22 protein-coding genes are annotated in these 20898 nt (G+C 56.4%); 10 read left to right on the top strand and 12 right to left on the bottom strand.

The genetic code is table 11. The features are described 5' to 3' along the window. Positions 1-4: 4 nt before the first annotated feature. The 4 genes from RHJ02_RS07575 to RHJ02_RS07560 are packed head-to-tail and all read left to right on the top strand — an operon-like array spanning position 5 to position 3027. A complete protein-coding gene (locus RHJ02_RS07575) occupies positions 5-676 on the top strand; it encodes a hypothetical protein (RefSeq protein WP_206199637.1) in 672 nt (223 codons plus the stop codon). A 31-nt stretch (positions 677-707) separates the two neighbouring features. After that, positions 708-1760: a type II secretion system protein J gene (locus RHJ02_RS07570; protein ID WP_206199636.1), complete on the top strand. Its 1053-nt coding sequence runs from the start codon at positions 708-710 to the stop codon at positions 1758-1760. A 32-nt stretch (positions 1761-1792) separates the two neighbouring features. Beyond that, a complete protein-coding gene (locus RHJ02_RS07565; protein ID WP_206199635.1) occupies positions 1793-2377 on the top strand; it encodes a Tfp pilus assembly protein FimT/FimU in 585 nt (194 codons plus the stop codon). A gap of 32 nt (positions 2378-2409) precedes the next feature. Beyond that, on the top strand, positions 2410-3027 hold the full coding sequence (locus tag RHJ02_RS07560) for a prepilin-type N-terminal cleavage/methylation domain-containing protein (protein ID WP_206199634.1): 618 nt from the start codon (positions 2410-2412) through the stop codon (positions 3025-3027). Between the two features lie 10 nt (positions 3028-3037). Here the strand turns inward: RHJ02_RS07560 and RHJ02_RS07555 are convergent, their stop codons facing one another. The 5 genes from RHJ02_RS07555 to RHJ02_RS07535 all read right to left on the bottom strand — a co-directional run bounded on the left by RHJ02_RS07555 (position 3038) and on the right by RHJ02_RS07535 (position 8600). After that, positions 3038-5278 carry a heavy metal translocating P-type ATPase gene (locus RHJ02_RS07555; protein ID WP_310822087.1) on the bottom strand — a complete coding sequence of 747 codons (2241 nt, stop codon included), beginning with the start codon at positions 5276-5278 and terminating at the stop codon, positions 3038-3040. Beyond that, on the bottom strand, positions 5275-5469 hold the full coding sequence (locus RHJ02_RS07550; RefSeq protein WP_206199632.1) for a heavy-metal-associated domain-containing protein: 195 nt from the start codon (positions 5467-5469) through the stop codon (positions 5275-5277). The genes RHJ02_RS07555 and RHJ02_RS07550 overlap by 4 nt, the downstream gene beginning before the upstream one ends. A gap of 74 nt (positions 5470-5543) precedes the next feature. Further along, complete coding sequence (locus RHJ02_RS07545) at positions 5544-6878, bottom strand: cytochrome c biogenesis protein (protein ID WP_206199631.1); 1335 nt, start codon at positions 6876-6878, stop codon at positions 5544-5546. Continuing rightward, positions 6879-7895 carry an oxygen-dependent coproporphyrinogen oxidase gene (hemF, locus tag RHJ02_RS07540; RefSeq protein WP_206199630.1) on the bottom strand — a complete coding sequence of 339 codons (1017 nt, stop codon included), beginning with the start codon at positions 7893-7895 and terminating at the stop codon, positions 6879-6881. It lies immediately after the preceding gene. A 63-nt stretch (positions 7896-7958) separates the two neighbouring features. Then, entirely contained in the window at positions 7959-8600 is a 642-nt protein-coding gene (locus RHJ02_RS07535; RefSeq protein WP_206199629.1) for a cofactor assembly of complex C subunit B, read from the bottom strand. A gap of 87 nt (positions 8601-8687) precedes the next feature. Between RHJ02_RS07535 and RHJ02_RS07530 the strand changes: the two genes are divergently transcribed. Continuing rightward, positions 8688-9203, top strand: coding sequence for a L,D-transpeptidase (locus RHJ02_RS07530; RefSeq protein ID WP_225901523.1), 516 nt, complete (start codon positions 8688-8690; stop codon positions 9201-9203). On the opposite strand, the gene RHJ02_RS07525 is transcribed toward RHJ02_RS07530, so the two are convergent. Then, positions 9200-10564, bottom strand: a complete 1365-nt coding sequence (locus tag RHJ02_RS07525) for a CPBP family intramembrane glutamic endopeptidase (RefSeq protein WP_310742835.1) — start codon at positions 10562-10564, stop codon at positions 9200-9202. The two genes, RHJ02_RS07530 and RHJ02_RS07525, sit on opposite strands and share 4 nt — an antisense overlap. A gap of 125 nt (positions 10565-10689) precedes the next feature. Between RHJ02_RS07525 and pheS the strand changes: the two genes are divergently transcribed. From pheS to acnB, 3 genes are all read left to right on the top strand, one after another. Next, entirely contained in the window at positions 10690-11700 is a 1011-nt protein-coding gene (gene pheS, locus RHJ02_RS07520; RefSeq protein WP_206199627.1) for a phenylalanine--tRNA ligase subunit alpha, read from the top strand. A 12-nt stretch (positions 11701-11712) separates the two neighbouring features. Beyond that, positions 11713-12348 carry a ParA family protein gene (locus RHJ02_RS07515; protein ID WP_190278069.1) on the top strand — a complete coding sequence of 212 codons (636 nt, stop codon included), beginning with the start codon at positions 11713-11715 and terminating at the stop codon, positions 12346-12348. A gap of 114 nt (positions 12349-12462) precedes the next feature. After that, entirely contained in the window at positions 12463-15069 is a 2607-nt protein-coding gene (acnB, locus tag RHJ02_RS07510; RefSeq protein WP_206199626.1) for a bifunctional aconitate hydratase 2/2-methylisocitrate dehydratase, read from the top strand. Positions 15070-15077: 8 nt separating this feature from the next. Here the strand turns inward: acnB and RHJ02_RS07505 are convergent, their stop codons facing one another. From RHJ02_RS07505 to RHJ02_RS07495, 3 genes are read right to left on the bottom strand one after another with little or no spacing between them, the layout of a single operon-like run. After that, the gene (locus tag RHJ02_RS07505) at positions 15078-15455 is read right to left on the bottom strand and encodes a CrcB family protein (RefSeq protein WP_206199625.1); all 378 of its coding nucleotides are present in this window, start codon (positions 15453-15455) and stop codon (positions 15078-15080) included. After that, complete coding sequence (gene crcB, locus RHJ02_RS07500; protein ID WP_206199624.1) at positions 15442-15864, bottom strand: fluoride efflux transporter CrcB; 423 nt, start codon at positions 15862-15864, stop codon at positions 15442-15444. Before crcB ends, RHJ02_RS07505 begins: the two co-directional genes overlap by 14 nt. A 5-nt stretch (positions 15865-15869) precedes the next feature. Beyond that, positions 15870-17483, bottom strand: coding sequence for a cation:proton antiporter (locus tag RHJ02_RS07495; protein ID WP_310800087.1), 1614 nt, complete (start codon positions 17481-17483; stop codon positions 15870-15872). A 138-nt stretch (positions 17484-17621) separates the two neighbouring features. On the opposite strand from RHJ02_RS07495, the gene RHJ02_RS07490 reads away from it, so the two are divergent. Then, positions 17622-18413 carry a proteasome-type protease gene (locus RHJ02_RS07490; protein WP_190278070.1) on the top strand — a complete coding sequence of 264 codons (792 nt, stop codon included), beginning with the start codon at positions 17622-17624 and terminating at the stop codon, positions 18411-18413. Between the two features lie 12 nt (positions 18414-18425). Next, positions 18426-18833, top strand: a complete 408-nt coding sequence (locus tag RHJ02_RS07485; protein ID WP_149820658.1) for a ferredoxin — start codon at positions 18426-18428, stop codon at positions 18831-18833. On the opposite strand, the gene RHJ02_RS07480 is transcribed toward RHJ02_RS07485, so the two are convergent. The 3 genes from RHJ02_RS07480 to RHJ02_RS07470 form a co-directional block, all read right to left on the bottom strand. Next, entirely contained in the window at positions 18715-19296 is a 582-nt protein-coding gene (locus RHJ02_RS07480; RefSeq protein WP_206199623.1) for a helix-turn-helix domain-containing protein, read from the bottom strand. The two genes, RHJ02_RS07485 and RHJ02_RS07480, sit on opposite strands and share 119 nt — an antisense overlap. Beyond that, entirely contained in the window at positions 19293-20465 is a 1173-nt protein-coding gene (locus RHJ02_RS07475) for an ABC transporter ATP-binding protein (RefSeq protein ID WP_206199622.1), read from the bottom strand. The genes RHJ02_RS07480 and RHJ02_RS07475 overlap by 4 nt, the downstream gene beginning before the upstream one ends. 63 nt (positions 20466-20528) lie before the next feature. Next, positions 20529-20789, bottom strand: a complete 261-nt coding sequence (locus RHJ02_RS07470; RefSeq protein ID WP_206199621.1) for a ParB N-terminal domain-containing protein — start codon at positions 20787-20789, stop codon at positions 20529-20531. Between the last annotated feature and the right edge of the window lie 109 nt (positions 20790-20898).

Genomic DNA, 20898 nt, shown 5'->3' with positions numbered 1-20898 from the left:
TTCGATGATTCGGCAATTGCAGCGGCTGCAGCCAGCCAATGGGGGGCTGACCTTGGTGGAGTGTTTGATTGCCATTCTGGTGGTGAACCTCTCTGTGGCCATGTTGGCCGCACCGCTGCTGTTGGTGGCGGCTACCCGCTTGCGCAATGATCGCATTAACCAAGCCACAGAGATTGCCCGTGGCGAGTTGGATCGGCTGCGGGTGATGATGGAGCAGGGCATCGACATTCGCGAAGACCGTGGCCTGCTGCCTCCTGCAAGCACTGTTGGCGCCTCCGTGAGTAATCCCTCCGTCCTCTCTAGGCAAGCCCCGCCCACCAGTCTGACAAGCTGCAACTTGCCCAACAATGCCACCACGGCCTGCGAGCGGCAGCTGAACAATGCCCGCTTTGGGGTGCAAATCTATCGCGGTACCCTGATTACCGACACTGCCCGCAGGGTCTTGGCTTACCCGGTGCAGGTGCGGGTCTATAGCGCTGCAGCCTTGCCGATGGAGCCAGAGAGCAACCCCGACCCTATTGAGCCAGAAGCGGTGATGATGACCAGCAGCATTGTGGGTGCCGAAAGACGGCCCTTGGCGGTGTTGACAACGGTGCTGCTGCGCAGTGACGCTCCTAACACCCTGCCGCTGATGGCTGTGCCGGAGGGAGATGGCGGTTCAGGTTCTGGTTCATAAGGTGTTGTTGTCGCAAAGAGGAGAGGTTGCAATGAAACTGCTGGGTTGGTGGCGGCGGCGATCCAAGGGCTTTACGATTACCGAGATTCTGGTTTCCTTGGTCATTGCCGGGGTGATCACCGCCTCCTTAGGCTCAATTTTAATCGACATGATCCAAACCGAAAGCCGCGAGGCCGCTTTGAATCAGCTGCGCCAAGACCTCAAGGCGACGCTGGATGTGATCAGTACGGATCTGTCCCAGGCAGTGTTTGTCTATAACGGCAACTGCTTAGCTGGCAGCGGCTCCTGTGGCGATACCTCCCGCTCTGAACCCCTGACAAACTACCTGCCCGACTTTCCAAATACCATGCGGCCGGTGTTGGCAATGTGGATTTTGGAGCCCTTTCCCTACTACCAAAACCAACTGGGGTATGCCCGATTCGTCATGCCGCGGGATTGCTCAAGGGTATGGTCAACAGATCAGGCAAATGCGGAAGCACACTGCCAAGAGCTGAGAAGTGGCCGCCGCAGTTATACCTTGGTGGTGTATTACATTGATACCGCTCGCCAGTCCTTTTGGTCACCGGAATCGGATTGGCAGGGGCAGGCACGACTCGTGCGCTACCAACTGCGCAAATATAAGGAAGCGGCGAGGGCTAGTGATGCTAACTACGACTGGCTGGGGATTAACCAGGGGTATGTTGACCCTACAGGAAGGACCAACTTTGCCCGCTGGCCAATTGATGTGCAAACTGGTGCCAATCTGCAATCTAGTCGCCCTGTCAAAAACATTGAGGGCTATCTACGGGTCACCGATTTGACGGTGGTCACAGACTTTATTGATACTGATACCAGTATGCCAAGGCCAGACTGCCCAACGGGGACAATTCGCACTCCCCGAGACACCAGTGATGCGCCGGCACCGGCAGGCTTTTTTGCCTGTGTGCAAGAGCGCGGCTCAAGCTTTAATGCCGCCACCTTTGTTTATCTGCGGGGCAATCCCCAGGGCTTGCCGGGGATCCGTGAAGAGGATATACAAAATCGGCCCGTGCTGACCACCACGGTGCTGAGCCGTTCGGTGCAAGGAAAAGTTCCCAATTTTTAGCTAACCGCCTAAGGAAAAGGAGCGCCGCAGCCATGAACAGCCGCCAACGGGGCTACACCATGACCGAGATACTGGTGGTCATTGTCCTGATTGCCATTCTTGTGGGCATTGGCACCATGACCCTGTTTCCACTGCTGCAACGGCAACGGGTGCGCGCCGCTGTGAATACTGCCCGCAATGTACTGCGCCTTGCCCAGGCCAATGCCAAAAGGGAAAAGCTGCCTTGGATAGCGGCATTTCGCAATACCGATTTTGGCCCGCAGTGGTCGACCAATCCCGTCAACCGGGATAGGAGGGACTGGCAGTGGCAGCCCCTAGTGGATGACGATGAGCAGTTGGTGATGGTTATGTACGCCACTGACTTTAACTCCACAGAGGTGGGGGAGGGGAATCGAATTTTGGAATGCTGGCAGCCCCAGGCGCAATCAGCGGCAGTCCAACAGTGTGAGTTGGCCTTTGACCATCAGGGGCGGGTGATCACGCCGGTGACGCCCCGGCGGATTGCCTTTAGCATCTATTCCCGTGAAGAGGAGTACCTCCAGTGCGTGCGAATACCAACCATTTTGGGGGGGATGCGCATTGAGCAGGGACAATCCTGTGGCGCGTATCGTGAGTAAGGTGTCGGTAGAGCAGTGTTGAAGAGTTAGAGATGGCTATGACAGAACATGGGGACAGGGGTAGGGACAGTGTATATCTGAAGCTGCTGTTTTTTCTGCAGGAGCGGCGGCGGTGGGGAGCCAATGGCGGATTGACGTTTCCGGAGGTGCTGGTGGTGATGGTGATTTTAGGGGTGATTGCCCTAATTGCCTTGCCTTCGCTGCTAAACCAACGGCTCAAGGCACAACTGGCGGGAGCCAAATCAGCGGTGGGGGCAGTTAACCGTGCCCAGGAGGCCTACCGGGTGCGCCACAAAATTTTTGCCACCAAAATTGCCTACCTAGGTATCTATAACACCCAAGGGGGGGGCTATAGGGTGGATGGCTACTATCCCTTGACGCTCACCTATGACCAAGTGAGGGACGAAAAGACTGGCCGCATCCTCCATGGTGGCGGTAATCCGTGGTATGCCGCTGTGCATGCCCAAGCCATTGATCCAGCCGGCAAGGGGGTGTCGGGCTGTGTCTGGGCAAAGCCGGGGGATTTTGGGGTCACGAGTGCTTCGGTGAAGGAGGGAGCAACGGCAGCACCCCCTGGGGATTGTTGGGCAGAGCCACCCCAAGGTTCTAATGACCCAGTCAAGTATTTTCCAATTCAGACAACGGAGTAATTTTAGGGGGTTAGAATGCCGACGATCGTCGAAAAGAGCGCAGGCGCAGGGCATTCATCACCACGGAGAAGGAACTAAAGGCCATTGCTGCACCGGCCACCATGGGATTGAGGAGCCAGCCGCTCAGGGGGTAAAGGATACCAGCGGCAATGGGAATGCCAGCCACATTATAGATGAAGGCGAAAAAGAGATTCTGGCGAATATTTTGGATGGTGGCGCGGCTGAGTTGTAGGGCGGTGACAATGCCCTGAAGATGACCGGCAATGAGGGTGATGTCACTGCTGGCGATCGCTACATCGGTACCCGTGCCCAGAGCAATGCCCACATCGGCTTGAGCGAGGGCCGGGGCATCATTAATGCCATCCCCCACCATGGCCACGCACTTCCCTTGCCGTTGCAGTTCAGCAATGATCGCTGCCTTTTGATCGGGGCGGACACTGGCAACGTAATGCTCAATTCCCACTTGCTGGGCAATGGCCGCAGCTGTTACGGCCTGATCGCCCGTCAGCAGAATCACCTCTAATCCCATGCGCTTCAGGGCAGCCACTACCGCTGGGGCTTCGGGTTTCAGCGTGTCGGCAAGGGCGATCAGCCCCCTGACTTGGGCATCCACCGCTATCCAGATGACCGTTTTCCCCTGCTGTGCAAGGGTTTGAGCTTGAGGCTGCCAAGGGGTGATGTCAATCTTGTGGCCTGCTAGAAAGGCTGGCGTACCAATGAGCACCCATTGATCCTCAACCATGCCCTGTACCCCTTGACCAATCGTGGCCACAAAGTCGCGAACCGCTTGCGGCGATACCCCCTGCCCTTGGGCATACTCGACCACAGCGGCAGCCAAGGGATGTTCCGAGTGCCATTCCACACTGGCGGCCAGCCGCAAAAGGGTTGTGGCATCCGCCTGAGGATAAAAATCGGTGACGCTGGGATGGCCTTGGGTGAGGGTGCCTGTTTTGTCGAGAACCACAGTTTGCACCCGATCGGCCAGCTGGAGACTGCGGGCATCTTTAATCAAAATGCCATACTCCGCTGCTTTGCCGGTGGCCACCATGATTGAGGTGGGGGTGGCCAAGCCAAGGGCACAGGGACAGGCAATGATCAAAACGCCAATGGTGGTCAACAGGGCTAGGGTGGGATTGCGGCCAATGGTCAGCCACAGCAGCCCCGTCAGGAGAGCGATCGCCAGCACCGTCGGTACAAACCAAGCCGTGATGCGATCCGCCAGTTTTTGAATGGGGGCTTTTGAGGCCTGGGCCTGCTGCACTAGTCGAATCATTTGTGCCAAAAAGGTTTGCTGTCCCACCCGTGTAGCACGCATTTGTAGGCTGCCCGTTTGATTGAGAGTGGCACCAATGACCTCATCCCCCTCGCGTTTTTCCACCGCTAGGCTCTCCCCGGTCACCATGGATTCATCCACCGTCGAAGCCCCAGCCACAATCTCACCATCCACGGGAATTTTCTCGCCGGGACGCACCAGCAATCGATCCCCCACTTGCACTTCAATCAGGGGCACCTCCACGGCTTCCCCGTTACGAATCACCCGTGCCGTTTTCGGTTGCAGGGCGAGGAGTTTGCCAATAGCGGCAGCAGTTTCCCGTTTGGCGCGACTTTCGAGAAAGCGTCCTAAGAGAATCAGGGTAATGACGACGGCTGAGACTTCGTAATAGACCTCTGGCATGTGGCCATGGAAGGCTTGGGGAAAGAGCGTCCCAAAGAGCGAGTAGAAAAAGGCGACACTGGTGCCCAGAGCCACTAGGGTGTCCATCGTTGCTGTGCGATAGCGCAGTGCCCGCCAAGCGCCCTCATAAAAGGATTCGCCACTCCAAAACTGAATTGGCGCTGTCAGCAACAGTTGCAGCCAAGGATGGTGCAGCCATGGGGGGATCCAAGGGAGATGCCAGCCCGTCATCATGGGTAGATTCCCCACTAGCAGTAGTAGGGTGGCGCCACCCGCAAAGAGGAGTCGGCGTTTGAGACGGTGCAGCTCAGCCCGATAGGTCAATTCTGCGGTGGCGGTGTCAGTTACCAAGCCTTCTTCAGGCAGTCGTTCTGCGTGATAGCCCGCTTTGGCGATCGCCCCCTGTAGATCTGACCAGGTCACTTGCTGGGGATCGTAGGTGACCGTGGCCTGAGCGGCGGCAAAATAAATTTCACAGTCCCTGACGCCCGGTAGCGATCGCAGGGCAGTTTCAATGACATTGGCGCAAGCGGCGCACTGCATCCCCTGCACCTTGAAGCTGAGCTGGGTGATCATTGGGGCGTATAACCGGCTTGGCGAATGGCACTGCGGATGTCTGCCGCTGCGGCTTGGGTCTCAATGGCTAGCTCTTTGGTTGCGAGATGGGCGGTAACAGTCGCACGGGTGTCAACCGCTTGAATCGCTTGGATAATGGCATCACGACAGGCGCCACAGGCCATGTCGGGCACGCGCAGCTTAAGAACCATGGTGATCTTCCCCTGACACTCCTGCGATTCATCGTGAAGTCTCCAGTGAACGAGAGAGTCAAGGGGGAGTCCGGCTAATTTTGTTCAACGGCTAGGGGCTGGTCTTGGCGGTTTAAGGCATTGGCGATCGCCACCAATTCCTGCTCAAAGGCCAACTGGGCGCGATTGGTGCGGCCACCCACATAGAGGAGATCGGTTTCCTGCAGCCCCCACACCTGGGAGTGGGACACATAGCTCATGATCACCCCCGCCATCAACAGGGCAAAGCCCGCATAAAACAGGGGAATCCCCGGATCGGCTTTAATTTGTAGCCCTGTACTGCCCACAAGTTCAATCAACGTCAGCGTCACACCGTTAATCTCTGTACTCATGCCGGTGCGCAAGCTGGTGAGAAACTCGCCCTTGGGGCTGTAGATGAGCACCGTGCCTTGGAGATCCCGCGCAATCAGGGAAATCCCCTCCGAGAGATCCGGTTTCGTGGGCAGCCATGTGCCCCAAAGACGACCTTTGCCTTCTGTGTCCAGCTGGGCCATTGGCAGTTGCAGCACGGGACTGTTGTTTAGGCGAAAGCGAATGGCGGCAATACTCCAGTCCGCCTGATAGAGGGTGACCCCGCCATACTTCAAGGGCTGGTTGACATGGATTGTGCCCCGCTTCACCTCCTGACCGTCGGCATCCAGTACCGAGAGATCCGAGTAGAATTGGTCAATGTCACCCGCATCAGTGTAATCAATCCAAAAGCGATTCACCTTGACCGACCAGTGTTGGGGGATGCGCGCCAGTGGCCCCGCCTGCACAATGTGCTGAAGATGAAAGGTTTCACCACTGGGAATCAGTTCCTGCGCCATAAAGCCCGTCAGCGCCCCCAAAATCCCCCCCAGCAAAATCAGAATCATACTGACATGAACCACAATCGGGCCTATGCGACCAACAATGCCTTTGCGGGCATAGAGTTGATTATCGGTTTGCCAGACGCGGTAGCCCTTTGCGCTCAAGGCAGCGGCCAGTTCCTTGAGGGAGCCTTGGGAAATCGTGGTGCTCAGGGCCAGTTTGGTGAATTGACGCGGTTGGGAGTAGTACTGCCAGCGTTGGGCGGTGGTGAGGGCAGGCACCTGCCGAGTGAAGGTACAGGCCGTTAAACTCGCCCCAAAGAGCACCAACAGAGTGAGATACCAAGGGGTGCGATAGACATGATCTAGCCCTAGGGCCAGCAGCACCCGCCAACTGAGAAAACCAAACAGGGCAGGGTCTGCGGGATAGTTTTCTTGGTAGAAGCTGAGGGATTGCCCCTGCTCAATCACAGTGCCGGCGATACTGGCGATCGCAATCACCAGCAGCAGGAGAATCGCTAGGCGCAGATCACCTAGGAGGGCAAGCACACGGCGCAACACAGGGGCACTGATCCTCATTTAGCTTGGCCAATTCACCCAGTCTTGGGGCTTGAGAAAGGTGGTGTACAGTTCCGCTTCGCGGCTGTTGGGTTCCGGGGTATAGCCGTATTCCCAGCGGACAAGGGGGGGCAGAGACATCAAAATAGACTCGGTGCGGCCATTGGTTTGTAGGCCGAAGATGGTGCCGCGGTCATAGACTAGGTTGAATTCCACATAGCGGCCGCGCCGATAGAGCTGAAATTGCCGCTCGCGATCGCCATACTCGAGGTGACGCCGCCGTTCCACAATCGGTAGGTAGGCTTCTAGAAAGGCTTGGCCACAGCTTTGAATAAAGGCAAACAGGTCTTCCCACGAACGATTGCCGATGGAACCGACCTTTTGACTGTAGCGAGCAGCTTCGCCATGGGGATCAGGGCCGCGGTAAAGCTCGCGATCGCTGCCATCTTGGTAGTCAAAGAAAATGCCGCCCACGCCACGGGTCTCGCCACGATGCTTGAGGTAGAAGTATTCATCACACCAGCGTTTGAACACAGAGTAGTACTCGCTGTGGTGGCGATCGCAGGCAGCCTTATGCACCTGATGGAAGTGTTTCGCATCCTCAGCAAAGGGGTAGTAGGGGGTCAAATCTGCGCCACCGCCAAACCACCACACAGGACCTGCTTCAAAGTAGCGGTAGTTCAAATGCACCGTTGGCACATAGGGATTGCGGGGATGGAGCACCATGGAGGTACCCGTGGCATAGAAGCCATGCCCCGCTGCCTCTGGCCGCTGCGCCAAGATTGAGGGCGGCAATTGCTCCCCCCACACCTCTGAGAAATTAACGCCCCCCTGCTCTAAGAGCTGACCATTTTTCATCACCCGCGAGCGACCACCGCCCCCTTCGGGACGTTGCCAACTGTCCTCTTGAAACTGGGCACCGCCATCGGCTGCCTCTAGAGCCTGACAAATCTGATCCTGGAGGTCTTTCAAAAAAGTCGCTGCCCGTTGACGCGAGTCGCTGGGCACAGCAGGGGTAGCAGAAGTGGCAACAGTCATAGTAAATATCGAAATCCTAATAAACGGTCTTCAGTGTCAAAAAAAAGTCGCTTCAAAGCGTGTCTAGGCTTTATTGTACTGTTCTGCCAGCACCTGGGCGAGCTTGGCGGCAAGGGCAGCTACCCACTGTTCATCCTGTTTGGTATAGCGGCGGGGGGCATTAGTGCCGAGAATCATCACCGTTTGCGCATCCACCGGTTGGCAGATCACCCCTTGGGTATTGGGGGGCAAATAGTCAAATTCAATGCGTCCGGGGTAAAGGGCTAAATTCACTAAATAGATGGGGCGTTGGGTTTGCAGGGCGCGCTGCACAATGGCACCCGTGGCCGTCATTGGTTTGGGCCCCAGAATACCGCGCCGCAGGAGGGGGCGATCGGCGCGCCAAATGACAATGGACTTTGTCGGCGTATTCTTCAGCAAGGTATAGGACAGCCACGCCAGCTCTGTTTTCAGGGCAGCATCCAGATCATCGGCAAGTTCAAATCCCTCTTCCCCTTCAAGGATCACCGCTTCCGCAGGACGGGGCTGCACCCGCTGCCAAATCAGCGTCGTCAAAATCAAGACCGCCGCAAGGATCACCCCCACGACATCGGCACGGGCTTGGGAAGGGGTCAGCAGGGGGGTCAAGAGGCGATTGATGAGGAGAAGTGTGCCCCCCAAAACCCCCGTTGCAAGCGGTAAATAGCGGAGAACTTGGTCATTCATCTAGAATTTTGAAAAATTTTTCAGTAGCAACGTAACTATCTATTATTCCCCAATGCCAATCTCACAGTGGTAGGAGTGAATTGCGGAATGAAAGCACAAGGCTTCCTAAAAGCTGGCCAGCGAGCGATCGCGGTTATTGGATGGGTGAGTTTGAGTCTTTGGGGTCGTCTCCCCTTTGCCCTTGCTACTGCTCCTCCACCGGCGGTCACCGCTCCCCTACGTCTAGAAATCAGCCTATCACGGCGCCAATTGACCCTCTATCAAGGACAAACTCCCCTGCGCCGGTATCCCGTGGCCGTAGGTCGTCCGGGGTGGGAAACCCCCACAGGTCAATTTCAAGTGCGGGAGATGATTCGCGATCCCGCTTGGAAAAATCCCTTTACCGGGGCAGTGATTGCTGGTGGACATCCCCGCAACCCCTTGGGGCGGCGTTGGATTGGCTTTTGGAGTGATGGCACCAATTGGGTTGGGTTGCACGGTACCCCCCATCCGGATTCCATTGGTCATGCGGTTTCCCACGGTTGCGTGCGGATGTACAACCGCGACATTGAGGAGCTTTTTGAGAAAGTCAAGCCGGGTGTGCCTGTGATTGTGGTGCGCTAGAAAGGGGCAACAAGGGCAGCGCCAAAAAAGACGACGGCGATCGCATCCACCAGACCATGCAGGAGAACGCCCGCCCAGAGGCGCTGGGTACAGGCAAAGGTGAGGCAGTAAAAGAGGGAGGCCAAGGTTGCCATGATGATATACACCGCTCGGTAGGCCATGAGGGGCAGTTGAATATCGGCATTCGGCTCATTGCCTACATGGAGAATACCAAAAAGCAGCGAACAAATGAGAATGGCACCCCAAGCAATGACCACCGGCCGCTGGCGATCGCCCCCATAGTGCTGCCACAGATCCCGCACGAAAATCATCAAACCACTGCGAAAGAGCACCTCCTCAAAAATGCCCACCCGCATTGCAAAGAGGCTGACATAGACAAACACCGCCAAAGGCGAAGGCGTCAAGTTAAATTTCGCCAAGGGCAAAAAGCCCAATAGACTCCCCAAGGGCACCATGGTTACCAAAGCCGCCAAGAACATTGCCGCCAATAAACGAGCATCGCACCAGCGGGGTTCAAAACTATAGCCAAAGTGCGATCGCCCCAGCCCCCTGCCAAAAATGATCACCAAAATAAACAGTTGCAGTGCCACAAAAGGGCCAAAGCGAAAGTAGGGGGTCGAGAACCAGTAGAGGCTAAAAAGCGAGACCGCAATTAGGGGAATGTCGTGCAGTCCCAATCCCGTGGGGGTCGCCCGTGGCGGGTGTCGCCGCTGCCAATCGCCCCAAGCACATAGGAGCAAATAGATAGGGGTAATGATGAATCCTTCTGTGTACGCTTTGGGGAAGGCTGGCGAAATCAACCCACTGTGGCTGAGCAACAAATAAAGTGCTGCTCCACTGATCCAAGCCCACAACACTGGTGTCGGTGTGGTTTGCTGCCGCAAGAGGACAGGGACGCGCACCATGGCCCAGACGCCTCCGAGAAAGATCAGCAAGTTCAGCCACGGCTGATCAGCAAAGATTAAATTGGTGAGAACCCGCTGCCAAGGAAAGCGGCCTGCTTGGGGGAGAATCAAGCCAATGGCAATGTACAGTGCCAAACTGAGGAGTAACCGCCCCGGCCAGCGTTGGGTCATCTTATTAAAATCCCGCTGGCCACTTGCCCACCATAGCACTGGAAAACCACCAATGATGACGACGGCGGCGGCCTCCACCACACTTTCGAGCCACGGCCAAGGGGTTGCAGACAAATCGTGCAGGTAAAGGAGTTGTGCCCAAAACCACAGCCCACAGGCAGCGATCGCCATCTGTTGCTCGCGGTTCGCAGAAAACCGCGGTGAACGGAGAAAGGCTTGGGGTGCGCTGGCTAGCCACTGACTGACCGTCTGTTTAGGCTGGCTGGTGAGGTTGGGAATCGGCATTCGAGAACCATCGCGATCGCAACTGCGGGCATAGCGTTATAATCAAGGCTTATTCCCAACAGGTGGGAATGCTTTATCTTGACCGAAATTGTTGCCATTTGTGCACCCCGCAACTGCATTTTGCCATGACGACCCCCACCCTTGATCGTGATCGGCTCAGCCAACAACTCAAAGATTTAGAAGCCAAAGCCCTACAGGCGATCGCTGCAGCCCGCACCCTCGATACCCTAGAGCAACTGCGCGTTGCCTACTTGGGCAAAAAAGGCGAACTCTCACAAATTCTCGCCCTTATGGGCAAACTGCCCCCTAGCGATCGCCCCACCATTGGTGCCCTCGCCAACACCCTCAAGGAAAAACTGCTCCAAGAACTAGAAGCCCGCCGCGAAACCCTGCAAGCCGAAAAAATTGCTGCGCAACTGGCGGCTGAAAGCCTTGATGTCACCCTGCCGGGCGTCTATCGTCCCCAAGGGCACATTCATCCCCTCAATAGCACCATTGACCGCATCCTCGATATTTTTGTGGGTCTCGGCTATACCGTTGCCAATGGCCCCGAAATGGAAACTGACTACTACAACTTTGAGGCGCTGAATACACCTGCAGATCACCCGGCTCGCGACATGCAGGACACCTTCTACCTGCCCGATGGCAATCTGCTGCGCACCCACACCTCCTCGGTGCAGATTCGCTACATGGAACTCAATGATCCGCCCATTCGCATTGTTGCTCCCGGCCGTTGTTATCGGCGGGATACGGAGGATGCCACCCACGCGGCTGTGTTCCATCAGATTGAGATTTTGGCAGTGGATGAGGGGCTGACCTTTACCGACCTCAAGGGTACCGTCACGACGTTTCTGGCGGCACTCTTTGGTGATGTTCCCATTCGTTTCCGAGCCAGCTATTTCCCCTTTACCGAACCCTCGGCGGAGGTGGATGTGCAGTGGCAGGGACGCTGGTTAGAGGTGATGGGCTGTGGCATGGTGGATCCTGCTGTGCTCAAAAATGTCGGCTACGATCCAGAGGTCTACACGGGCTTTGCCGCCGGATTCGGTGTGGAGCGGTTTGCCATGGTGCTGCATCAAATTGATGATATTCGCCGCTTTTACACCAGTGATTTGCGCTTTCTGCGGCAGTTTTAGGAGGATAGGGCCTTGGCTGAACCCCGTCTGCTGGCGGTCCTCAATGGCAAGGGAGGCGTTGGTAAAACCACAACGGCAATCAACCTAGCAGCCACCTATGCCGAGCAGTACAGGGTGTTGTTGGTGGATACGGATCCCCAAGCCTCAGCCACGTGGTGGTTTCAGCGCAGTGGCCAATCCATGGGCTTCGATCTCGCCCAGGAGCTTAACCCCAAACTCCTCAGCAGGGTACGCCAGCTTTCTGGCTATGACCTGATTGTTGTCGATACGCCGCCGGCCTTAGCCTCCAGTGCCCTAGCAGCGGTGGTACCGATCGCCGACTATCTGGTGCTGCCCACCCCCCCCGCCCCCATTGACCTTGCCGCCCTCATTGAAACAGTGAAGCAAGTGGTGCAACCGTCTAACGTTCCCCACCGCGTCCTGCTCACCCGCGTTGATCCCCGCTGTGTCAATGAAGCCCTCGAAGCCCAAAATACGCTCTTGCAGTTGGGGGTAGCAGCCTGTCACTCCTTTATCCGCGCCTACAAAGCCCACGAACGGGCGGCTCTCGACGGCGTACCCATTACCCAATGGAAGGGCAAACAGGCGAAGGAAGCTCAAGCGGATTACCGTCGCGTTGCTGAAGAGTTACAGCGGGACTGGCGATAGGGGCAAGGGTAGCAAAGGCAACCAAACCCCCAAAGGGGAATCTGTACTCTAAAATCTAGATCCGCACTTAAATGATTTTGTTCTCCCTTGTATCCGAATTGAGGTCAGCAGAGCGTGGACACAACCGTACTCAGCCAATACCGTCAGCAAACCCAAGAACGTGCTGCCTTGGGCATTCCCCCCTTGCCCCTGACGGCGGCAGAAACCTCGGCGGTTTGTGATCTACTGCAACACCCCCCAGCGGGAGAGGAAGACTACCTACTGCACCTGATTCGCGATCGCGTGCCCCCCGGTGTCGATGAAGCGGCCTACATTAAAGCCGGCTTTTTGACGGCGATCGCCAAAGGAGAACTCACCAGTCCCCTCATCACTCCCGTTGCAGCGGTGGAACTCCTAGGGACAATGCTGGGGGGCTACAACGTTCAATCCCTCATTGAGCTGCTGCGCCATGAAAACCCAGAACTTGCCCGTGCGGCGGCCACTGCCCTCAGCCATACCCTCTTGGTCTATGACGCCTTTCACGATGTCCAAGACCTGATGCACCAAGGCAACCCCTACGCCCGTCAGGTGATGGAATCTTGGGCCAATGGGGATTGGTTTACCTGCCGTGATCCGCTGCCGGAGGCCATTACTGTCACCGTTTTTAAGGTCGCCGGTGAAACCAATACCGATGATCTTTCCCCTGCCCCCCATGCCACCACCCGCCCCGATATTCCGCTGCACGCTACGGTGATGCTGGAAAGCCGCTTGCCGGGGGCACTGCAAATCATTGCCGAACTGAAGCAAAAGGGCTACCCCCTTGCCTATGTGGGGGATGTGGTTGGCACCGGTTCCTCCCGCAAGTCCGCCACCAACTCTGTGATTTGGCACATTGGTCGCGACATTCCCTACGTTCCCAATAAGCGCACAGGGGGCGTCTGTCTTGGTGGCAAAATTGCGCCCATTTTCTTCAACACCATGGAGGACTCCGGCGCCCTGCCCATTGAGTGCGATGTTACCCGCATGAATATGGGGGATGTGATCACGATCTACCCCTACCGCGGCGAAATCACCAATGCAGCGGGGGAGGTCATCAGTACCTTTACCCTCAAACCCGAGACCCTCTTGGATGAAGTGCGAGCGGGGGGGCGCATTCCCCTTCTCATTGGGCGTACCCTCACCGACAAAGCACGGGCTGCCCTTGGCCGAGAACCCAGTCCCCTCTTTACTCGTCCCAAGCCCCCCGTTGAGAGCAGTAAGGGCTATACCTTGGCGCAAAAGATTGTCGGTAAAGCCTGTGGTCTCCCCGGCGTCCGCCCCGGCACCTACTGTGAACCGGTCATGACAACGGTTGGCTCCCAGGATACGACAGGCCCAATGACCCGCGATGAACTCAAGGAGCTGGCCTGCCTTGGCTTTGGTGCGGATTTGGTCTTGCAAAGTTTCTGCCATACGGCGGCTTATCCCAAGCCCGTTGACATCAAAACCCACAAAGAACTGCCGGACTTTATGACCTCGCGAGGGGGCGTCTCGCTACGACCGGGAGATGGCATTATTCACTCTTGGCTCAACCGCATGCTGCTGCCGGATACCGTGGGCACGGGGGGCGATTCCCATACCCGTTTTCCCTTGGGCATTTCGTTCCCAGCAGGTTCTGGCTTGGTCGCCTTTGCAGCGGCCTTGGGGGTGATGCCTTTGGATATGCCGGAGTCGGTGCTCGTGCGCTTCAAAGGTGCGTTGCAACCGGGGGTGACGCTGCGGGACATTGTCAATGCCATTCCCTATGTGGCCATTCAGCAGGGTAAGCTCACCGTTGCCAAGGAGAATAAAAAGAATGTTTTCTCCGGACGGATCATGGAAATGGAGGGGCTGCCGCACTTGCAACTGGAGCAGGCCTTTGAACTCACCGATGCCACAGCGGAGCGATCGGCCGCAGGGTGCACGATTAAACTCAGTGAAGACACTGTGGCGACATACCTGCGCTCCAATGTAGCCCTCCTGAAAAATATGGTGGCCCGTGGCTACGGCGATGCGCGTACGATTCTACGGCGGGTGAAAAAGATGGAGGCATGGCTGGCCAATCCCAGTCTCCTCTCGGCGGATGCGGATGCCGAGTATGCCGATGTGATTGAGGTGGATCTAGATCAAATCAAGGAACCCCTTGTGGCTGCCCCCAATGACCCCGACAATATCAAAACCCTCTCCGAATGTGCCGGCGATCCAGTGCAGGAGGTCTTTATTGGCTCCTGCATGACCAATATTGGCCACTACCGTGCCGCTGCCAAGGTACTGGAAGGAGAGGGGGCGGTGAAGGTGCGCCTCTGGATTGCACCCCCCACCCGTATGGATGAGCAGCAGTTGCGCGAAGAGGGCTACTACGGTATTTTTGCTGCTGCTGGGGCACGCATGGAGATGCCGGGCTGCTCCCTGTGCATGGGCAACCAAGCCCGCGTTGCTGATCACACCACGGTTTTCTCCACCTCCACACGGAACTTTAATAACCGCATGGGCAAAGGGGCACGGGTCTATCTGGGATCCGCAGAGCTAGCAGCAGTTTGTGCCCTACTGGGGCGCATTCCCACCCGCGAGGAGTACCTAGAGATTGTGACGCGGAAAATTGATCCCTTTGCAGCGGATCTCTATCGCTACCTCTACTTTGACCAAATTCCCGACTACGAAAACCAAGGCCGCCTCATTTCCAAGGAGGAGGAAGCGAAGCTACTGGCCAGTATTGGCGGCTAGCCGTTGATCTACATCCAATGGGAGAGGCCAATGCCGGCTTCCACACAGAGAAACCCGAGGATAGGCGTACTCAGCCAGTACAGCCACGCAATGCGGGGGTAGCCTTCACGGCGCAGGTTCGATACCTCGAGGGTAAACGTAGAAAAGGTGGTCAAAGACCCCAAAAAACCGACAGTGATGCCATGGCTGAGCCACAGCGGTGCCCCCCAACGGGCTAAAACAGGGCTCAAAAAGCCCATAAGAAAGGCACCCATGAGATTCATGCTCAGGGTACCGAAGACAAGGGTGCCAAAGCGGCGATCGCTCCACAGACCCACATAATATCTGGCCAAGGCACCGGGCACCGCTCCAATGGCAATGGCCAATACACTCTCAGGTGCGATCATCCCACTTCTCCCAATGGGCTAGACTCCGCAGCGTTAGGCGGCTGCCCAACTCCAGTGCTAATAATCCCAGCCCTGTACTGCCGAGCCAGTAAAAACCCTCGACTGCCGCATCTGTGATTCCCAAGAGCTTGTCGTTATCCAACTCGTAGGATGAAAAGGTTGTGTAGGAACCAATAAACCCCGTTGTCAATAGCAAGCGCAAATCGGGATGCAGGACAAAGGTGCGGGCAAAGGCAAGGGGAGCAATCACCCCCAGCAGAAAGCAACCCGTGACATTGACGACGAGCGTAGCAAAGGGCACATTACCCGTAAGATAGGGTTCCAAATAGGCCTCTAGTAAAAAGCGGCTTAAGGCCCCCGGAATCGCACCCAAACTGACAGCTAAGGCCGGTCGCAATCGGGGATGCATAGGGATCACGAGCGGGGTTCCTCCACAATCAGCACGGGTCGGGTTGAGGTCTCAAGAATACTCTGGCACACAGATCCCATGAGCACGCGCTTCAGACCCCCTTGACCATGTTTGCCAAGGATAATTTCGGTCACGTTGTAGAGGGTTGCCGTATCCAAAATGGCTTGGGGAATTGGGCCAGCGGTCACAATGAAACGATAGCGAATGTCTGCGAGGTACTGCTTGACTTGGGCTTGGAGTGTGGCCACTGCCTTGGGATCAGGAACATCCTGCACATGGAGCACAATCACTTCCGCATCAGCACGCCGCGCTAATTCCGCCGTCTTTTGGAGAACGTAGGGGGTGACACTCGAAACATCCACCGGTGCTAAGAGCACAACCCGTGGTTGCAGCAGAACTTTGGTGGCATCCACCTCGCCCTTTTGCAGGAGCTTTGGTGCAAACGTGGGAATTGCCCATGCCCCCAAGGGAGCCGTAATCAGGATCGAGAGAACCGCGATCGCCAGCATCGTTTCACCCCCCGCCACCCCAGCGGATAAGGGTAAAGCACCGATCGCCGCTTGCACCGTTGCCTTTGCGGAATTCCCCGGCAGCAAAAAGAGGCGTTCGGAGAGTGTCCAATGACTGCCAAGGGTGGAAAGATACCAACCGATGCCCCGCCCAATCAAGGTACCCACCGCCAAAATCACCAAACCCACACCGAGGGAACTTTGCAACACCCCCAACTGGACACTGGCACCCAACAGCACGAAGAGAAAAATCTCTGCCACCTGCCACAGCACATCAAAGCCGCCCCGCAATTGCCGCGCTAGGGGGGCATCCATCTCAATCAAGAAGAAGCCGGCACTCATCACCGCAAGGTAGCCGGAAAACAACGGCAGGCGATCGGCCAAGCCCACCGCTCCCAAGGCCACTGCTGCTGCCACGAGGGTTGTTTGCACCCGATTTTGACTCCAGTTTTGCTTGACCAACAAAAAGACCAGCGCCCAGGCCAAGCCATAGCCCACGATCAAGCCACCACCAATTTCAAGGAGTGCCTGCACACTCACCCCCAAGGCGGGCGGCAAAGCCCCTAGGAATCCTCCCTCATGCTCAGACCCCATCAGCAGACTAAACAGCAGCAGTATGACTACATCGGAAATAGCACTGCCCGAGAGAATCGCATCACTAATCCCCTTGTCCACGCCCCAGCCCAAACTTTTTAGCCGTAGCATGCCCGGCACAATGACAGCCGGGGACTCCGGTGCCACGATCGCCCCCAACAATAGCCCTTGGCGCAAATCAAATCCCAGTAGCCGCATCGCCACCCCAGCCACAACGACCATTTCACACAGTGCGGGTAATACCCCGAGGCGTAGCGCCACCGTGCCCTGTTGTACCAACTTCTGACGATCCAAGCCCAGCCCCGCCTTCATCAAAATCACCATCACCGCAACAGCACGGAAGGTGGGGGCTGCCGTTAGGACATCGGTTTGCAACAGATTCAAGGCCGCAGGCCCGAGGACAATCCCCACGAGAATCATGCCGATCAAGGCCGGTGCCCCTAGTCGCCGTGCCAACTGACCCCCAAAGAATCCCAGCATGAGAATCAGGGCAAGGGTTTCTAGAATGGCTGACATCGCTGCAAACTTCGCTGTGACACCGAACCCTACCCTATCGGATGATCAGGTCAATTTCCAATGCCCAGCGTCCGTAGCGATCGCTGCAAATCCCTTATACACTCTATAGTGCTTGGTTATTGGCGGAGCATAGGCAAAATGACATATTGCTTGGGAATTCTCACCACGTCGGGTCTGGTGATGGCGGCAGACTCTCGCACCAATGCGGGGGTGGATTACATTTCCACCTATCAGAAACTCTTTGATTTTTCGGTGCCGGGGGAGCGGGTGATTGTCATTTGTACCGCTGGTAACCTTTCAATTACTCAGGAAGTGCTCACGCTCATTCGTCGTGATCTCAAGGGTCAGTTGGAGCACAGTCTCAACTCGCTGCCCAATATGTACGAGGTAGCCCGCTATGTCGGTGGTAAGCTGCGGGAGGTCACCGATAGTCATCGCCCTTGGTTGGCCAAAGATAACATTGACTACCAATGCACCTTTCTGGTGGGGGGGCAAATTCGTGGCGAGGAACCCTACCTCTACCTGATCTACAGTCAGGGCAACTTTCTGCAAGCGACCCCCGAAACTCCCTTTCTTCAAATTGGTGAAACAAAATATGGCAAGCCGATTTTAGACCGCACGTTGCGCTTCGATACGCCGGTAGATGCGGCGGCAAAGTATGCACTGCTCTCCCTTGATTCAACGATGAAATCCAATATCTCCGTCGGCCCTCCCCTTGACCTGATCATGTACCGCACCGATAGCTTTCAGATCTGTCACCGCGCCGAATTTGTCTTGGGTGATCCTTTTTTGTCGAAGGTGCGGCAGTTCTGGGAGGCCTCCCTGCGGCGAGCTTTTGAGGAAATGCCCGACATTGAATGGAATCGGCGTCAACCCTCCCCCACGTCCTCAATGGTGCTACCAACACCAGAAACCCTTGTTGCAGATTAGAAAAAGCCAACTATGACATCTCCTTCGTTAGCGCAGCAAGTAGCAGCTCTCGGCATTGATCACATTCAGCGGCATCTATTCCTATGTGCTGATCAAACCAAACCCCTGTGCTGTGACAAGGCAGTGGGTTTAGAAGCATGGGAGTATTTGAAAAAACGCCTCAAGGAATTGGGCTTGGATCAACCGCGCCCAGAGGGCTGTATTTTTCGCACAAAGGCCAATTGCCTACGGGTGTGTCAACAGGGCCCCATTTTAGTGGTCTATCCCGATGGCGTCTGGTATCACTCGGCAACGCCAGCAGTTATTGAGCGGGTGATTCAGGAGCATGTGCTGAGGGGGCAGATTGTCCAAGAGTATCTACTGGCGTCACCACCGCCCGAAAGAGCAGGCGATCGCCCCACCAATAGCCCGCATGGCTAATGCGCACAGGGGTGCCTTTCTCTAAGGGCACGCGATCGCTTTGGTGCTGGTGCGGATCAAAGGGAACACAGGCTCCAACCTCACCAATCAACCGAATCCCCCACTGCTCGAGGAGTTGAAACACCGGCTTCACAAGGGGCAAAATTCTCTGGGCGGGGGCAGTGGGGTTTTGGCTAGCGGCGTAGGCGGCAGTGGGCCAGAAACGCAGAAACGGCTCCAGAATCTGAAGGGCTTGGTGTTGCAGGGCAGCCTCAGGGGACGCTTCACCATAAAACCACTGCCAAAACTCCAAGGGCGTCACCCCCAGAACCTGGGCAAGGTGTTCGAGGGTCTCTAGGCGCAAGCGACGCAGCTCCCCTGACCAAATGGCATTGGCTTGGTGGCGGGTAAATCCTTTACGGCGCAGTTGACTCTTGCGGGTAATGCCGGCCATGGCGAGGCGGGCTTGCAGGCGTTGGCTCATGGTTCTAGTCGCTGCCCCGTTTGCTCATCAAAGAAGTGGAAATGCTGGGGATCAGGACGCAAATACAGGCGATCGCCCCGCTGAATCGGCTGTTGTCCTGGTAAGCGCACCCGCAACGTTTCTCCTGTCGCACAGAGGTGAACCGTCAAGCCCGTTTCATGGCCAAGGGCTTCCACGAGATCCACTTGAACGGGCAGGACATCGGTCTCTTCAGCTGTGGCCAGCGCGAAATGTTCTGGACGAATCCCTAACCATGCCTTCGCTGTCGAGGGGAAGGGCGGGTTCAAGGACAACTGCCAATGGTGGTACTGAATCTTCCCTTGGTTGAGGGTCACGGCTAAGAAATTCATTGGCGGTGAGCCAATAAACTCAGCGACAAAGCGATTGGCAGGGCGTTGATACAGGTCGAGGGGGCTGGCAATTTGTTGGATTTGACCTTGGTGCAGCACCACAATGCGATCGCCCATCGTCATTGCTTCCGTTTGATCATGGGTCACATAAATGGTTGTGATGCCCAATTGCTGCTGCAGTTGGACAATTTGAGCGCGGGTTTCGGTGCGCAGCTTGGCATCAAGGTTTGAAAGCGGTTCATCCATCAAAAACACTTGGGGATTGCGGGCCATGGCTCGTCCGAGGGCCACCCGCTGCTTCTGACCACCGGACAGTTGTTTGGGATAGCGATAGAGCAAGTGACCAATTTGCAACATCGCCGCAATCTGCATCACCCGCTGGTGAATCATGCGTTCGCGGGGAAAAGACAGTTGCATCCCCTTGGGGAGCGATCGCGTCCAGCGCGTCAAAGTTGCTTCAATGGGGGCGGGGAGGAGGCCATTCATCTGGGCGTTACGGCGCAAGCCAAAGGCCAAGTTGTCATAGACCGTCAAGTGGGGATAAAGAGCATAGCTTTGAAAAACCATGGCAATGTCCCGCGCTTTGGGCGGTAAACCATTGACCACGCGATCGCCCACCCAAATTGTGCCCGTGGTTGGTTCATCCAAACCCGCAATGAGCCGCAGCAGGGTACTTTTGCCACACCCCGAAGGCCCCACCAGCACCAAAAACTCGCCCGCACCGACCCTCAGATCAATCCCTTGCAGCACCGTGACATCATGCCCGCGCTGGGGGTCGCGATAGACCTTGGTCAGTTGTTCAAGGCGTACACCGGTCACGATCGCTATCCTAGAGGGGCTAATTGGCTAGAATCCCACACTGAGGCGAATCTGACAAGATGCCTAGGCAAGGTGCAGCTTCAGTACCGAACGGGGCGCCCGGCGGACTCGTGCCCGAATCGTCGGCAGTCCGAGCCGTTGACAGGCTTCGTAGCGATGACACCCCGAAAAGCCATAGTACTGCCCTTCGACTTCAAGGACATCAATGGGTTCCTGCTGGCCAATTTCCGCAATGGAGGCCATCAACGCTGCGACTTTTGCAGGATCCGTTTGCCGAATCAGGGGACGACGAATGGCATTGAGGGGCAAATCGATCACTCGCATTGACTTATCCAAACTCATTATGACTTTATTTTAGCAAGCGATCTGCAATCGGCCACAAAATGCCCTTGAATAACTTCCTAAGTTTGCAGTAAGACAATAGGGGTCGGCT

The sequence above is a fragment of the Thermosynechococcus sp. TG215 genome, assembly GCF_031583455.1.
Lineage (GTDB): Bacteria > Cyanobacteriota > Cyanobacteriia > Thermosynechococcales > Thermosynechococcaceae > Thermosynechococcus.
The sequence above is the reverse complement of the archived record's forward strand: the minus strand, read 5'-3'. Positions and strand labels throughout refer to the sequence as shown.

Excerpts from the sequence above, each read along its gene's own strand:
- RHJ02_RS07550 (WP_206199632.1), bottom strand. The coding sequence starts at position 5,469 with ATGGTTCTTAAGCTGCGCGTGCCCGACATGGCCTGTGGCGCCTGTCGT.
- RHJ02_RS07535 (WP_206199629.1), bottom strand. The coding sequence starts at position 8,600 with ATGAATGACCAAGTTCTCCGCTATTTACCGCTTGCAACGGGGGTTTTG.
- crcB (WP_206199624.1), bottom strand. The coding sequence starts at position 15,864 with ATGCATCCCCGATTGCGACCGGCCTTAGCTGTCAGTTTGGGTGCGATT.
- hemF (WP_206199630.1), bottom strand. The coding sequence starts at position 7,895 with ATGACTGTTGCCACTTCTGCTACCCCTGCTGTGCCCAGCGACTCGCGT.
- pheS (WP_206199627.1), top strand. The coding sequence starts at position 10,690 with ATGACGACCCCCACCCTTGATCGTGATCGGCTCAGCCAACAACTCAAA.
- RHJ02_RS07530 (WP_225901523.1), top strand. The coding sequence starts at position 8,688 with ATGAAAGCACAAGGCTTCCTAAAAGCTGGCCAGCGAGCGATCGCGGTT.
- RHJ02_RS07565 (WP_206199635.1), top strand. The coding sequence starts at position 1,793 with ATGAACAGCCGCCAACGGGGCTACACCATGACCGAGATACTGGTGGTC.
- RHJ02_RS07575 (WP_206199637.1), top strand. The coding sequence starts at position 5 with ATGATTCGGCAATTGCAGCGGCTGCAGCCAGCCAATGGGGGGCTGACC.
- RHJ02_RS07505 (WP_206199625.1), bottom strand. The coding sequence starts at position 15,455 with ATGATCGCACCTGAGAGTGTATTGGCCATTGCCATTGGAGCGGTGCCC.
- RHJ02_RS07545 (WP_206199631.1), bottom strand. The coding sequence starts at position 6,878 with ATGAGGATCAGTGCCCCTGTGTTGCGCCGTGTGCTTGCCCTCCTAGGT.
- RHJ02_RS07495 (WP_310800087.1), bottom strand. The coding sequence starts at position 17,483 with ATGTCAGCCATTCTAGAAACCCTTGCCCTGATTCTCATGCTGGGATTC.
- RHJ02_RS07560 (WP_206199634.1), top strand. The coding sequence starts at position 2,410 with ATGGCTATGACAGAACATGGGGACAGGGGTAGGGACAGTGTATATCTG.
- RHJ02_RS07555 (WP_310822087.1), bottom strand. The coding sequence starts at position 5,278 with ATGATCACCCAGCTCAGCTTCAAGGTGCAGGGGATGCAGTGCGCCGCT.
- RHJ02_RS07490 (WP_190278070.1), top strand. The coding sequence starts at position 17,622 with ATGACATATTGCTTGGGAATTCTCACCACGTCGGGTCTGGTGATGGCG.
- RHJ02_RS07525 (WP_310742835.1), bottom strand. The coding sequence starts at position 10,564 with ATGCCGATTCCCAACCTCACCAGCCAGCCTAAACAGACGGTCAGTCAG.
- RHJ02_RS07480 (WP_206199623.1), bottom strand. The coding sequence starts at position 19,296 with ATGAGCCAACGCCTGCAAGCCCGCCTCGCCATGGCCGGCATTACCCGC.
- RHJ02_RS07570 (WP_206199636.1), top strand. The coding sequence starts at position 708 with ATGAAACTGCTGGGTTGGTGGCGGCGGCGATCCAAGGGCTTTACGATT.
- RHJ02_RS07485 (WP_149820658.1), top strand. The coding sequence starts at position 18,426 with ATGACATCTCCTTCGTTAGCGCAGCAAGTAGCAGCTCTCGGCATTGAT.
- RHJ02_RS07470 (WP_206199621.1), bottom strand. The coding sequence starts at position 20,789 with ATGCGAGTGATCGATTTGCCCCTCAATGCCATTCGTCGTCCCCTGATT.